This window comes from Pseudoduganella violacea, from assembly GCF_014191875.1.
Classification (GTDB): Bacteria; Pseudomonadota; Gammaproteobacteria; order Burkholderiales; family Burkholderiaceae_D; genus Rugamonas; species Rugamonas violacea_A.
The window spans coordinates 56,671-69,713 of sequence record NZ_JACHXD010000004.1 but is presented as its reverse complement, the minus strand read 5'-3'; the positions used below and the strand labels follow the sequence as shown (position 1 = coordinate 69,713).

The window sequence follows — 13,043 nt, the reverse complement described above, 5'->3', positions numbered from 1 at the left end:
GGACGCTTGAGAGTGCTGCAGTGCAACGCTTACTTCGATAGGCAAGAGCATCCGTTCAATCTCCTATGGACCTTGAAAGGAATGTTTCATGAACACCGAAGCAGCAGCCCCCATCACGGGCGCCGAGATCGTCGTCCGCTGCCTGGCGGAAGAAGGCGTTGAACACGTCTTCGGCTACCCCGGCGGCGCCGTACTGTACATCTACGACGCCATCTTCAAGCAGGACAAATTCCAGCACGTTCTGGTACGCCACGAGCAGGCCGCCATCCACGCGGCGGACGCCTATTCGCGCAGCTCGCAGAAAGTCGGCGTGGCCCTGGTCACCTCCGGTCCCGGCGTGACCAATGCCGTCACCGGCCTGTCCACCGCCTATATGGATTCGATTCCGATGGTGGTGATCTCCGGCCAGGTGCCCAGCCACGCCATCGGCCAGGACGCCTTCCAGGAATGCGACACCGTGGGCATCACCCGCCCCGTGGTCAAGCACAACTTCCTGGTCAAGGACGTCAAGGATCTGGCCGAAACGATCAAGAAAGCCTTCTTCATCGCGCGTACCGGCCGGCCCGGCCCGGTGCTGGTGGATATCCCCAAGGATATCTCCATGCACAAGCACGTCTACAACTACCCCAAAGACATCGAGATGCGTTCCTACCGTCCGATGGACAAGGGCCACTCGGGCCAGATCCGCAAGGCCGTGCAGCTGCTGCTGCAAGCCGAGCGCCCCATGATCTATACCGGTGGTGGCGTGATCCTGGCCAATGCCGCGCCGGAGCTGAACCGCCTGGTCGACAAGCTCGGCTTCCCGGTGACGAACACCCTGATGGGTCTGGGCGGCTACCGCGCCAGCGACGAGAAATTCGTCGGCATGCCCGGCATGCACGGCACCTACGAAGCCAATATGGCGATGCAGAACTGCGATGTGCTGATCGCCATCGGCGCCCGCTTCGACGACCGCGTGATCGGCAATCCCAAACACTTCGCCAGCAACCCGCGCAAGATCATCCACGTCGACATCGATCCCTCGTCGATCTCCAAGCGCGTGAAGGTCGATATCCCGATTGTGGGCAATGTGAAGGATGTGCTGGTCGAATTCCTGGCCCAGCTCGACGCCGCCGAAGCCAAGCCGAACGCGCCCGCCCTGAAAAAATGGTGGGGCCAGATCGCGGAATGGCGCGGCCGCGACTGCCTGAAATACAGCACCTCGGACCTGGTGATCAAGCCGCAGCAAGTGGTGGAGAAGGTCTGGGACATCACCCAGGGCGACGCCTTCATCACGTCCGACGTCGGCCAGCATCAGATGTGGGCGGCGCAGTACTACCGCTTCGACAAGCCGCGCCGCTGGATCAATTCCGGCGGCCTGGGCACCATGGGCGTGGGCCTGCCTTACGCCATGGGCGTGCAGATGGCCAATCCCGACGCCACCGTGGCCTGCATCACGGGCGAAGGATCGATCCAGATGTGCATCCAGGAGCTCGCGACCTGCAAGCAGTACCACCTGACGCCCAAGATCATCCTGCTGAATAACCGCTTCCTCGGCATGGTGCGCCAGTGGCAGCAGATCGACTACGGCTCGCGCTATTCCGAGTCGTATATGGATTCGCTGCCCGACTTCGAGAAGCTGGCCGAAGCCTATGGCCACGTCGGCATGCGCATCGAAAAGCCGGGCGATGTGGACGGCGCCCTGCGCGAAGCGTTTGGCATGAAAGACCGCCTGGTCTTCATGAACTTCATTACCGACCAGAGCGAAAACGTGTGGCCGATGGTGAAGGCTGGCAAAGGCCTCTCCGAAATGCTGCTTGGCTCGGAGGATCTTTGATATGCGACACATCATCTCTGTCTTGCTGGAAAACGAAGCCGGTGCGCTCTCGCGCGTGGTCGGCCTGTTCTCGGCGCGCGGCTACAACATCGAAACGCTGACGGTCGCGCCGACCGAAGACGCCACCCTGTCGCGCATGACCATCGTCACCAGCGGCTCGGACGACATCATCGAGCAGATCACCAAGCACCTGAACCGCCTGATCGAAGTGGTCAAGGTGGTCGATCTGACCGAAGGCCAGCACATCGAGCGCGAGCTCATGCTGATCAAGGTGAGGGCAGTGGGCAAGGAGCGCGAAGAAATGAAGCGCACCGCCGACATCTTCCGCGGCCGCATCATCGACGTGACCGAGAAGACCTACACCATCGAGTTGACCGGCGCCAAGAGCAAGCTCGATGCCTTCATCGATGCCATCGACCGCACCTCGATTCTGGAAACCGTCCGTACCGGCGGCTCAGGCATAGGACGCGGCGAACGCATCCTCAAAGTCTGAGCCTCCAGCCCCAACACCCTATACACGCAAAATATACAAGGAATAAATCATGAAAGTTTTCTACGACAAAGACGCTGACCTCTCCCTCATCAAAGGCAAAAACGTGGCCATCATCGGCTACGGTTCGCAAGGCCACGCTCACGCCCAGAACCTGAGCGATTCCGGCGTCAACGTGACGGTCGGCCTGCGCAAGGGCGGCGCTTCGTGGCAGAAGGTGGAGAAGGCCGGCCTGAAAGTGGCGGAAGTCAATGACGCCGTGAAAGCGGCCGACGTCATCATGATCCTGCTGCCGGATGAAAACATCGCCCAGGTCTACAAGGAAAACGTCGAACCGAACGCCAAGCAAGGCGCCGTGCTGGCCTTCGCCCACGGCTTCAATGTGCACTACGGCCAGGTCGTGCCGCGTGCCGACCTCGACGTCATCATGGTGGCGCCGAAAGCGCCGGGCCACACCGTGCGCGGCACCTATACCCAGGGTGGCGGCGTGCCGCACCTGATCGCCGTGCACCAGGATAAATCCGGCATCGCCCGCGACATCGCCCTGTCGTATGCTTCCGCGAATGGCGGCGGCAAGGCCGGCATCATCGAAACCAACTTCCGCGAAGAAACCGAGACCGACCTGTTCGGCGAGCAAGCCGTGCTGTGCGGCGGCACTGTCGAGCTGATCAAAGCCGGTTTCGAAACCCTGGTGGAAGCCGGTTACGCGCCCGAGATGGCCTACTTCGAATGCCTGCACGAACTGAAGCTGATCGTCGACCTGATCTACGAAGGCGGCATCGCCAATATGAACTACTCCATCTCCAACAATGCGGAGTACGGCGAATACGTGACCGGCCCGAAAGTGGTGACCTCCGCCACCAAGGACGCCATGCGTCAATGCCTGAAAGACATCCAGACCGGCGAATACGCCAAGAGCTTCATCCTGGAAAACAAGGCCGGCGCTCCGACCTTGATCTCGCGCCGCCGCCTGACCTCCGAGCACCAGATCGAAGAAGTCGGCGCCAAACTGCGCGCCATGATGCCCTGGATCGCCAAAAACAAACTGGTCGACCAGTCCAAAAACTAATCCTAAAGCAGAGCTCGTGTCCACCCTGGTGCCAGGCACCGGATTGGACACGAGTTCAGCTGTATCAGCGGATCAGTTAACGGCCGAGGCCGTGTCCGATTGGTGCCTGGCACCAGGGTGGACACGGCCTCGGCTGTTGTGTTTTAGCGCAGGGTTTCGGTCAGGACGCGGCCTTCGGCGGCGGCTGGCGGGCGGATGCGCAGCAGGTGGGCCAGGGTGGGCGCGATGTCGACCACCTCGGCGTACTGGCCATAAGCTCCGGGCTTGATCCAGCGCTTGCCCATCACCATCAGCGGAACATTCGTATCGTAGGCATAAGGCGAGCCGTGCGAGGTGCCGCTGGTGCCGCTACCGAAATACCAGTAGGGCTTGGTGACGGTCATCAGGTCGCCCGACAGCTCGCGGTGCCAGGCGCGTCGCATCAGCGTGGCCAGGCGCGTGCCGCCGACGGCGCTGCTCTCCATCTGGCCGCGCGTGAACACTTCAGCCACGCCATTTTGCTTGAGCAGGAAGCGGGCGGCGGCCTGCTCCACTTCATCGCGTTTCAAGCCGCTCTTTTCGATCTGCGCATAGTCGAGGTGGATGTTTGGCAGCGACCAGGCCGCCACCAGCTTGCCGGCCTTGAATCGTTCGTCCAGATGCTGGTTCAGCGCAGCCATCAGCTTTTCGCCGTCGAGGCGTTGGGCGTCCATATGTTGCGATTGGGCGAACTCGGGCACGTTCGGGAAGCCGTGGTCGGCGGTCAGCACCACCAGCACATTGTCGAGGCCGACGCGCTGGTCGAGGTAGCCGAAGAACTGGGCCAGCATGCGGTCCAGGCGCTGCAGGTGGTCGTGCGACATCTTGCTTTCCGGTCCGAAGGCGTGGTTCACATAATCGTGGCTGGACAGGCTGACACCCAGAATGTCCGGCACGCCGGCCGGGTTCTTGCCCAGGTTCTCGCCTTCGACGGCGGCGCGCGCGAAGTCTAGCGTCAGCTCGTCGAGGAAGGGGCCGACTTTCAAACGGCCGTAGTAGCCGGCGTCGATATTGCCGCTCTCGCTGTAGTAGGAGAAGGGGAAGCGGTTACGCGCCGCCGCCGTGGATGGCGTGGCGTCGTCGGCCGCATCGCCGGCGTACGCGGCATCATCGAGCAGCGGACGCCAGCTCTTGCCGTAATAGCGGTCCTGCGGCTTGGCCGCCTGGAAGCGCTGTACCCACTCGGGATGTTGCTGCATATAGAAGCTGCTGCTGGCGAAGTTGCCGCTTTTATCCATATACATATAGGCGGTGCCGGTCTTGCCCGCCAGCAGAATCGCGCCGCGGTCCTTGCCGGATACGGCCACCACCTTGGAACGCTGGCCGCTCGCATAACGCAGCTCGTCGCCCAGGGTGCTCACGCGCAGGCGCGCCGGCGAGGTGCCGTCGCTGGGCTTGGTCTCTTCGCCCAAATAAGTATGCGCCCGGTCCTCGGTGCAATACACGGAAGTCTTGCTGACCGGATCGATCCAGTTATTGCCGATCACCCCGTGCTGGTAGGGATAGGCGCCGCTCAGCACGGCCGCATGGCCGATCGCGGTGACGGTGATGCCATGCGCCTGGTGCGCATTGCTGAACCAGGCGCCCTGATCCAGCAGACGGCGGAAGCCGCCCTGGCCGAACTGGTCGCGGTAGCGCACCACCTGTTCCTGCGGCAGACCATCGACCACCAGCACCACCACCAGCTTGGGTTGGGCCGCCGCCGGCGCGGAGGAGGGCGCTTGCGTGGCGGCCAAGGCGCCGTTGGCGAGCAGGCAGGAAGCCAGCGCGAGCGCGCGTAGGGAAAGGACAGGATTTCTCAGCATAGTCATCGGTCTTGATCTCAGGTGAAATTCAGGCAGCCTACATCTTGCATGAATTTGATTTCAGGACGATGACAAACTCTGCACTACACTGATGCCAGCACTGTTACAAACGTTCACGAGATCGTCCCTTGCTCAGCCGTAATATCGGTTAAAGTTGCTTCACTGCCTGATAGGCCTTACCAACAAAAAGGAGAAAACTCTATGAAAGTAATGCAAACCGTGGCCGCCGCTGCCCTGGTACTGGGCGCACAAGCCGTACAGGCACAATCCCTGCCAACCACTGGCACCCTGGTGGTCGTTCCCGCGTTTGGCGAAGTCAAAGCCCCGAACGACCAGGCCGTCGCCACCTTCGCCATCGAAGAGCAGGACAAGGACAAGGCTGCCGCCGCTTCGCGCGTCAACCAGAAAATGAAACAGGGCCTGGATATCCTGAAGAAGGAAGACCCGCAAGCCAGCCTGAAAACCCAGGGCTACTACACCTATCCCGTGTATCCGGAAGACCGTCCGCTGCCGCCGGGCGTGAGCGCCAAGGCGCGCATCCCGACCGCATGGCGCGTCGGCCACTATGTGCAAATGACCACCAGCAACCTGAACGCGCTGCCGAAAACCGTCGCTTCGGTGCAAAAGGTGCTGACCCTGAACAATCTGCAATTCGGCCTGAGCCCTGCCGCCACCAAGAAACTGGATGACCAGCGCATCGCCGCCACCTACCAGAACCTGAACGAGCGTATCGCCTCCATCGCCAACGCCATGGGCCGCAAGCTGAGCGACGCCGTGCTCGATACCGTCGACTTCGAAGGTTCGGGCAACTACGCCCAGCGCGAATACGCGGCCGCTCCAGCCATGATGCGCAGCGCCATGATGAAGGATACGGCGGAAGTTTCCGAGCCAAGCTTCGAGCCGGGCGAAACCACGCTGGAAATGCGCCTGGTGGGCAAAGTTAAGTTCAAGTAAAGCAAAGAGCCATTCTCTCGGCTGCATGTGCCACTATAATAGGGGCATATACCCGGCGGCCAGCGGGACCATCCCCGCCGCCGGGCTAGAATAATACGCAGTAAGAGAATGGAACTTTATGCCTCAATTCCCACGCCGCAGACCTAACCCGATCGGCAAGGCGCCCAAGAAGCCACGCTTCAGCAAATTCATGCGCCAGCAGGGTGCCGACGCAGCCAGCAAGCCGCGTCCACGCGGCATTTACCTGCTGCCCAATGCCTTCACCACGGGAGCGCTGTTCTGCGGTTTCTTCGCCATCGTCATGGCCATGAACCAGCGTTTCGAACATGCCGCCTGGGCCATCTTCGTGGCCATGGTGCTGGACGGCCTGGATGGCCGCATCGCCCGCCTTACCAACACCCAAAGCGAATTCGGCGCCCAATACGACAGCCTGTCGGATATGGTTTCCTTCGGTGCCGCGCCGGCCCTGGTGATTTACGAATGGTCGCTGCGCGGCCTCGGCAAGCTGGGCTGGATCGCCGCCTTCGTCTATTGTGCCGGCGCCGCGCTGCGCCTGGCGCGCTTCAATACCAATATCGAAGTGGTCGACAAGCGTTTCTTCCAGGGCTTGCCCAGTCCCGCCGCCGCCGCGCTGGTGGCGGGCTTCGTGCTGATGATGGTCGATCTTGAAGTGCCGGGCATCAGCCTGCCATGGGTGTCGTGGGTGATCGCGCTGTTCGCTGGTCTGACCATGGTCACCAATGTGCCTTTCTATAGCTTCAAGGATGTGAACTTCCGCAAATCCGTGCCTTTCATCGCGGTGTTCCTGATTGCGCTCGGCTTCGCGCTGGTGTCGATCGATCCGCCGAAAGTGCTGTTCCCCATCTTTGTCGCTTACGGCATTTCCGGCTATATCGTGTATTTCATCCGGCTGGCCAAGGGCAAGCCGGTGAGCATCGTCCAGACCGAAGAAGAACCGGTCGATCAGAGCGAACGCCGCTGACGTATTCAGGCGGTCATTCAAGGAGCCAGCCATGAGTAACCGCCTCATCATCTTTGACACCACTCTGCGCGACGGCGAACAGTCGCCGGGCGCCTCCATGACGCGCGAAGAGAAGGTGCGCATCGCGCGCCAGCTGGAAAAGCTGCGCGTCGATGTGATCGAAGCCGGCTTTGCCGCCGCCTCGCAAGGCGACTTCGAATCGATCCGCGCCATTGCCTCCTCGATCCGCGAATCCACCGTCTGTTCCTTATCACGCGCCAACGACCGCGATATCGCGCGCGCCGCCGAAGCCCTGCAACCCGCTGCGCGCAAACGCATCCACACCTTCATCGCCACCTCACCGCTGCATATGCGGATGAAGCTGCGCATGGAGCCGGAGCAGGTGCTTGAGCAGGCCAAGCTGGCTGTGCGCTTCGCCCGCCAGCACACCGACGACATCGAATTCAGCCCCGAGGACGGCAGCCGCTCGGAAGAAGACTTCCTATGCCGCGTGCTGGAAGGCGTGATCGCCGAAGGCGCCACCACCATCAACTTCCCCGACACGGTGGGCTATGCCGTGCCCGAGCTGTTCGGCGCCACCATCAAGCGCCTGCGCGAGCGCATTCCCAATTCAGACAAGGCCATCTGGTCGGTGCACTGCCATAACGACCTGGGACTGGCCGTCGCCAACTCCTTGGCCGGCGTGATGATCGGCGGCGCGCGCCAGATCGAATGCACCATCAATGGCCTGGGCGAAAGGGCTGGCAATACGGCGCTGGAAGAAGTGGTGATGGCGCTGCGCACGCGCAACGCCTACTACAATCTGGAGCTGGGCATCGACACCACGCAGATCGTGGCGGCGTCGAAAATGGTGTCGCAGATCACCGGTTTTGCCGTGCAGCCGAACAAGGCCGTGGTGGGCGCGAACGCCTTTGCCCACGCCTCCGGCATCCACCAGGACGGCATCCTGAAGGCGCGCGAAACCTACGAAATCATGCGCGCCGAGGATGTCGGCTGGACCGCCAACAAAATCGTGCTCGGCAAGCTCTCCGGCCGCAACGCCTTCAAGCAGCGCCTGCAGGAACTTGGCATCGAACTGGACTCCGAGGCTGAAGTGAATGCCGCCTTTGCCCGCTTCAAGGAGCTGGCCGACCGCAAATCCGAAATCTTCGACGAAGACATCATGGCTCTCGTTACCGACGAAGAGCAGGCCCACGAAAGCGAATACTACCGCTTCGTCTCGCTGGCGCAGCGCTCCGAAACCGGAGAGCTGCCGCTGGCCAAAGTCGTGTTCTCGATGGACGGCAAGGAATACAGCTGCGAAGGCAGCGGCGACGGCCCGGTCGATGCCACGGTCAACGCCATCGAAAGCGAAGCCAGGAGTGGCGCCGAGCTAGTACTGTTCAGCATCAACGCCATCAGCTCCGGCACTCAATCGCAAGGCGAAGTCACGATGCGCTTATCGCATGGCGGAAGAATCGTGAACGGCGTCGGCGCCGACCCTGACATCGTGGTCGCCTCCGCCAAAGCCTACTTATCGGGCCTGAACAAGCTCCACTCCAAAATCGAACGCCTCAACCCCCAAACCGAACCCGCCCCTTGATCTGCATCAAACAATGTCCCACCCTGGTGTCAGGCGGGGCCGCCGAGGCACCAGAGCAGGACATTCTTTGAGATTTATCAAGAAATGTCCGACCTTGGTGCCTGACACCAGGGTTGGACATTGTTTGATAATTGTCAATGGAAGAAGCCGCGCCGCTCGTCGTACATGGGGTCGGGGCCGCTCATGAGCTCGCGCACGGTGCCGTTTTTGTCAAAATGGATGTGCATCATGGAGTCCCAGACGCCGGACTCTTTGTAGCGGTAGCCCCAGACATCCATATCGCGCAGACTCAGATGGGTGGTTTCGTCGGGCTGGCCGAGCAGCTCGCGCACGCTGGTTTTGCTGGCCTGGCCGAGCTGGATGGCGCTGAATTTGGCGCCGCGCTCCCAGCGCGGGTCGCCTTGGCCGGCGCAGGCGCTGAGGATCGCTGTAAAAATGATAAGAATGAGACGGTTTTTCATGGCGTTGGCCCTCCTTTCCCGGCTAATTGTAGCCATCCTGGCGGCAATCGGGTTATACTTGCGGGTCTGGCTGAAAGGCTGGATTTTTATCAATCGAAGTTCACGATGTGCAGGGTTCAGACTCCGTGCATCGCATGTGAAAGGTTTATCATGACTGTAGAAAACATCAACAAGGCCGCGATCATTGCGGACAACGCACGTGGTCAGAACGACACCGGCTCCCCAGAAGTGCAAGTTGCGCTGCTGACCGCTCGTATCAACGAGCTGAACGGCCACTTCAAAGCACACAGCAAGGATCACCACTCCCGTCGTGGTCTGATCATGATGGTGAACCGTCGTAAGAGCCTGTTGTCTTACCTGAAAGGTAAGGACGCAAACCGTTACCGCGATCTGATCGCTAAACTCGGTCTGCGTAAGTAATTTTTGCGCCACCCGGTTTAAAAGAGAAATGCCTGCGCCAGTTCGCTGTCGCGGGCATTTTGTCTTTCTAGGTGTTGAAAGATTGCTAAGCGGGACTTTTGATTGGCAAGTGCAGTAAAGCAGTAATCGCAGTAAAGGCGGCGTCCCTACATGGACGGCGCCTGTGGTGAGGTGGAACGACAGCTCCTGAAAATCTGTCGGCAAATAGAAAGGGATTACCCATGTTTAATAAAGTTACGAAAACCTTCCAGTACGGCCAACACACCGTGACCCTGGAAACCGGCGAAATCGCTCGTCAGGCCTCCGGCGCCGTACTGGTGTCGGTGGACGACACCGTGGTGCTGGCCACCGTGGTGGCGCGCAAGGACGCGAAACCGGGCCAGGACTTCTTCCCGTTGACCGTCGATTACCTGGAGAAAACCTATGCCGCGGGCAAAATCCCCGGCGGTTTCTTCAAGCGCGAAGGTCGTCCTTCGGAAAAAGAAACACTGACATCCCGCCTGATCGACCGTCCTATCCGTCCGCTGTTCCCGGAAGGTTATATGAACGAAGTGCAGGTCATCGTGCACGTTCTGTCGGTCAATCCTGAAATCGATCCGGACATCCCTTCGATGATCGGCGCCTCGGCCGCCCTGTGCGTGGCTGGCGTTCCTTTCAACGGTCCAATCGGCGCCGCCCGCGTGGGTTACGTTGACGGCCAATACATCCTGAACCCGACCACCGCGCAGCTGAAAACCTCGCAGATGGATCTGGTGGTGGCCGGCACCGAAAGCGCCGTGCTGATGGTGGAATCGGAGGCGCAGCAGCTGTCCGAAGAAATCATGCTGGGCGCCGTGGTCTATGGCCACGAGCAAATGAAAGTCGTGATCGACGCTATCCATGATCTGGTGCGCGACGGCGGCAAGCCTGAGCAGGTATGGACCGCTCCGGCCAAGAACGAAGCCCTGATCGCCCGCGTGACCCACTTCGCCGAAGCGAAGATCCGCGAAGCCTATCAGACCAAGGACAAGCAAGCCCGTACCGACAAGCTGCGCGCCATGTCGGCTGAAGTGCAGGCTGACCTGGTGGCCGAAGCAGCCGCTGCCGGCACCGAAGCGCCGGACGCTGTCGAAGTGGGCAACATCCTGTTCGATATGGAAGCCAAAGTGGTGCGTTCCCAGATCCTGGAAGGCGAGCCACGCATCGACGGCCGCGACACCCGCACCGTCCGTCCAATCTCGATCCGCAGCTCGGTTCTGCCGCGCACCCACGGTTCGGCCCTGTTCACCCGCGGCGAAACCCAGGCGCTGGTCGTAGCGACCCTGGGCACCGCGCGCGACAGCCAGAAGATCGACGCGCTGATGGGCGAGTACACCGATGACTTCATGCTGCACTACAACATGCCTCCGTTCGCCACCGGCGAAACCGGCCGCGTCGGCACGCCGAAGCGCCGCGAAGTGGGCCACGGCCGTCTGGCCAAGCGCGCGCTGATCGCGGCCCTGCCATCGCCGGAAGAGTTCAGCTACTCCGTGCGCCTGGTGTCCGAGATCACCGAATCGAACGGTTCCTCCTCCATGGCTTCCGTCTGCGGCGGCTGCCTGGCGCTGATGGATGCCGGCGTGCCGATGAAAGCCCACGTGGCCGGCATCGCCATGGGCCTGATCAAGGAAGGCGGCCGCTTCGCCGTGCTGTCCGACATTCTGGGTGACGAAGACCACCTGGGCGATATGGACTTCAAAGTAGCCGGTACCGCCAATGGCATCACCGCGCTGCAGATGGACATCAAGATCCAGGGCATCACCAAGGAAATCATGCAGGTCGCGCTGGCTCAGGCAAAAGAAGGCCGTGAGCACATCCTGGGCGAAATGCAGAAGGCCGTGCCGACCGTGAAGACCGAGCTGTCCGACTTCGCGCCACGCCTGATCACCATCAAGATCAACCCAGAGAAGATCCGTGACGTGATCGGCAAGGGCGGCGCCGTGATCCGCGCGCTGACCGAAGAAACCGGCACCCAGATCGACATCAGCGACGAAGGCGTGGTCACCATCGCCTCCGTGGACGCTGCCGCCGGCCAGGAAGCCAAGCGCCGCATCGAAGAGCTGACCGCTTCCGTGGAAGTGGGCAAGACCTACGACGGCACCGTGCTGAAACTGCTGGACTTCGGCGCCATCGTTCAAGTGATGCCAGGCAAAGACGGCCTGCTGCACATCTCGCAGATCGCCAACGAGCGTGTGAACGCCGTGGCCGACTATCTGAAAGAAGGCCAGCAAGTGCGCGTCAAGGTTCTGGAAACCGACGACCGCGGCCGCCTGAAACTGTCGATGAAAGCCGCCGCTGAAGAAGCTGCCGCCGCTGCGCAGTAATCGCTAGCGTACACCGGGCTTCGTCCCGGTCCCGCCCAAACCGCCCGCGCGCAAGCCGGGCGGTTTTTTTGTGCGCATTTAATTCGGCGTAAGCTGCGGCCACCGCGTTTACGTCAGGCTCTTCCTTGAAAACCCGTTTGCAGCGAATCCATTCGAGGAGTAAATTGGCCATGATAGTTAGCTTTGCCAGTAGAGATACGGCGCAGCTGTTTGCTGGGACGAGGGTGGCACGCTTCGACGCCATTGAAAGGGTGGCGCGCCGCAAATTGATGGTGCTCCATGCCGCAAGCGATCTGAAAGATTTGAGCACGCCTCCCGGCAATCATCTGAAAGCCTTGTCCGGAAACCGGGTCGGACAATACAGCATTCGCATCAATGAGCGCTGGCGGATATGCTTCCGCTGGCTTGCCGATGGCGCGTATGAGGTTGAAGTCGTCGATTATCGCTAGGAGGAGAAAATGGACGAGTCGCTGGAGGAAATTCACCCCGGTGAAATTCTGTTCGAAGAATTTATGCGGCCTTTGGCTATGAGTGCCCAGCAATTGGGCGATTCTCTTGGCCTTCCTGCGCCAACGATTGAGGCGTTTATCCAAGGGCAGGCGTCGGTAAGCGAGGATCTGGCGCAATCCTTAGGGGCCTACTTTGAAACCAGTCCTGCTTTCTGGCTGAATCTTCAGGCCGAATATGACCGGCGCGTTGCCGCTTCGAATACCGCAGCGCGGGCTTGAACACGCATGATATGAAAATCGGGAATCTGTATCTGAACGCCGAGCCGCCCGATACCGGCGAGGTGTTCGAGCAGCTGCTGTCGCATCGGGGCGTGGTGATCGAGCGCATCCTGAGTTCTTCGCGCATCGTGCCGGGCGAGTATGTGCAGGAGCAGGACGAGTGGGTGGCGCTGCTGCGCGGCGAGGCGTCGATGCTGGTGGCGGGCGAGAATGTGGCGCTGACGGCGGGCGACCATCTCTTCCTGCCGGCGCGCACGCCGCACACGGTGCTGAGCGTGTCGCAGGGCGCGCTCTGGCTGGCCGTGCATATCCATGGGGAGCAGGGCGGCGCTGCATAATAAAATTATTGAAAATACAATGACTCCATGCCAGCATA

13 protein-coding genes are annotated in these 13,043 nt (G+C 60.9%); 11 read left to right on the top strand and 2 right to left on the bottom strand.

From position 1 onward, the window contains the following. The first annotated feature begins 88 nt into the window (after positions 1 to 88). From FHS03_RS08710 to ilvC, 3 genes are read left to right on the top strand one after another with little or no spacing between them, the layout of a single operon-like run. Complete coding sequence (locus FHS03_RS08710) at positions 89 to 1,816, top strand: acetolactate synthase 3 catalytic subunit (protein ID WP_183440618.1); 1,728 nt, start codon at positions 89 to 91, stop codon at positions 1,814 to 1,816. Position 1,817: 1 nt separating this feature from the next. Then, positions 1,818 to 2,309 (top strand): acetolactate synthase small subunit, encoded by a 492-nt coding sequence (gene ilvN, locus FHS03_RS08705; protein ID WP_050406919.1) that lies wholly within the window; start codon positions 1,818 to 1,820, stop codon positions 2,307 to 2,309. Positions 2,310 to 2,358: 49 nt separating this feature from the next. After that, positions 2,359 to 3,375 (top strand): ketol-acid reductoisomerase, encoded by a 1,017-nt coding sequence (gene ilvC, locus FHS03_RS08700; protein ID WP_183440617.1) that lies wholly within the window; start codon positions 2,359 to 2,361, stop codon positions 3,373 to 3,375. A 143-nt stretch (positions 3,376 to 3,518) separates the two neighbouring features. On the opposite strand, the gene FHS03_RS08695 is transcribed toward ilvC, so the two are convergent. Further along, positions 3,519 to 5,204, bottom strand: coding sequence for an alkaline phosphatase family protein (locus tag FHS03_RS08695; protein ID WP_229426125.1), 1,686 nt, complete (start codon positions 5,202 to 5,204; stop codon positions 3,519 to 3,521). A 195-nt stretch (positions 5,205 to 5,399) separates the two neighbouring features. Here FHS03_RS08695 and FHS03_RS08690 point away from each other — a divergent pair, with 195 nt between their 5' ends. From FHS03_RS08690 to FHS03_RS08680, 3 genes are all read left to right on the top strand, one after another. Further along, a complete protein-coding gene (locus FHS03_RS08690) occupies positions 5,400 to 6,152 on the top strand; it encodes an SIMPL domain-containing protein (protein WP_176347029.1) in 753 nt (250 codons plus the stop codon). A gap of 118 nt (positions 6,153 to 6,270) precedes the next feature. Further along, positions 6,271 to 7,134, top strand: coding sequence for a CDP-diacylglycerol--serine O-phosphatidyltransferase (gene pssA, locus FHS03_RS08685; protein WP_183440616.1), 864 nt, complete (start codon positions 6,271 to 6,273; stop codon positions 7,132 to 7,134). Between the two features lie 31 nt (positions 7,135 to 7,165). Further along, on the top strand, positions 7,166 to 8,716 hold the full coding sequence (locus FHS03_RS08680; RefSeq protein ID WP_183440615.1) for a 2-isopropylmalate synthase: 1,551 nt from the start codon (positions 7,166 to 7,168) through the stop codon (positions 8,714 to 8,716). Positions 8,717 to 8,850: 134 nt separating this feature from the next. On the opposite strand, the gene FHS03_RS08675 is transcribed toward FHS03_RS08680, so the two are convergent. Continuing rightward, positions 8,851 to 9,177 (bottom strand): outer membrane protein assembly factor BamE, encoded by a 327-nt coding sequence (locus tag FHS03_RS08675; protein ID WP_183440614.1) that lies wholly within the window; start codon positions 9,175 to 9,177, stop codon positions 8,851 to 8,853. Between the two features lie 150 nt (positions 9,178 to 9,327). Between FHS03_RS08675 and rpsO the strand changes: the two genes are divergently transcribed. From rpsO to FHS03_RS08650, 5 genes are all read left to right on the top strand, one after another. Beyond that, complete coding sequence (gene rpsO, locus FHS03_RS08670) at positions 9,328 to 9,597, top strand: 30S ribosomal protein S15 (protein ID WP_050412268.1); 270 nt, start codon at positions 9,328 to 9,330, stop codon at positions 9,595 to 9,597. Between the two features lie 221 nt (positions 9,598 to 9,818). After that, complete coding sequence (pnp, locus tag FHS03_RS08665) at positions 9,819 to 11,939, top strand: polyribonucleotide nucleotidyltransferase (protein ID WP_183440613.1); 2,121 nt, start codon at positions 9,819 to 9,821, stop codon at positions 11,937 to 11,939. Between the two features lie 170 nt (positions 11,940 to 12,109). Then, a complete protein-coding gene (locus FHS03_RS08660; protein WP_183440870.1) occupies positions 12,110 to 12,388 on the top strand; it encodes a type II toxin-antitoxin system RelE/ParE family toxin in 279 nt (92 codons plus the stop codon). Between the two features lie 9 nt (positions 12,389 to 12,397). Then, positions 12,398 to 12,667 carry a HigA family addiction module antitoxin gene (locus FHS03_RS08655; RefSeq protein WP_183440612.1) on the top strand — a complete coding sequence of 90 codons (270 nt, stop codon included), beginning with the start codon at positions 12,398 to 12,400 and terminating at the stop codon, positions 12,665 to 12,667. Between the two features lie 11 nt (positions 12,668 to 12,678). Continuing rightward, positions 12,679 to 13,005, top strand: a complete 327-nt coding sequence (locus FHS03_RS08650; RefSeq protein ID WP_183440611.1) for a cupin domain-containing protein — start codon at positions 12,679 to 12,681, stop codon at positions 13,003 to 13,005. Positions 13,006 to 13,043: the final 38 nt, after the last annotated feature.

Bases quoted from the DNA above. Each gene is read 5' to 3' on its own strand.
- FHS03_RS08695 (WP_229426125.1), bottom strand. From the start codon at position 5,204: ATGACTATGCTGAGAAATCCTGTCCTTTCCCTACGCGCGCTCGCGCTG.
- FHS03_RS08655 (WP_183440612.1), top strand. From the start codon at position 12,398: ATGGACGAGTCGCTGGAGGAAATTCACCCCGGTGAAATTCTGTTCGAA.
- FHS03_RS08710 (WP_183440618.1), top strand. From the start codon at position 89: ATGAACACCGAAGCAGCAGCCCCCATCACGGGCGCCGAGATCGTCGTC.
- pnp (WP_183440613.1), top strand. From the start codon at position 9,819: ATGTTTAATAAAGTTACGAAAACCTTCCAGTACGGCCAACACACCGTG.
- FHS03_RS08690 (WP_176347029.1), top strand. From the start codon at position 5,400: ATGAAAGTAATGCAAACCGTGGCCGCCGCTGCCCTGGTACTGGGCGCA.
- pssA (WP_183440616.1), top strand. From the start codon at position 6,271: ATGCCTCAATTCCCACGCCGCAGACCTAACCCGATCGGCAAGGCGCCC.
- FHS03_RS08660 (WP_183440870.1), top strand. From the start codon at position 12,110: ATGATAGTTAGCTTTGCCAGTAGAGATACGGCGCAGCTGTTTGCTGGG.
- ilvN (WP_050406919.1), top strand. From the start codon at position 1,818: ATGCGACACATCATCTCTGTCTTGCTGGAAAACGAAGCCGGTGCGCTC.
- FHS03_RS08675 (WP_183440614.1), bottom strand. From the start codon at position 9,177: ATGAAAAACCGTCTCATTCTTATCATTTTTACAGCGATCCTCAGCGCC.
- ilvC (WP_183440617.1), top strand. From the start codon at position 2,359: ATGAAAGTTTTCTACGACAAAGACGCTGACCTCTCCCTCATCAAAGGC.
- FHS03_RS08680 (WP_183440615.1), top strand. From the start codon at position 7,166: ATGAGTAACCGCCTCATCATCTTTGACACCACTCTGCGCGACGGCGAA.
- FHS03_RS08650 (WP_183440611.1), top strand. From the start codon at position 12,679: ATGAAAATCGGGAATCTGTATCTGAACGCCGAGCCGCCCGATACCGGC.
- rpsO (WP_050412268.1), top strand. From the start codon at position 9,328: ATGACTGTAGAAAACATCAACAAGGCCGCGATCATTGCGGACAACGCA.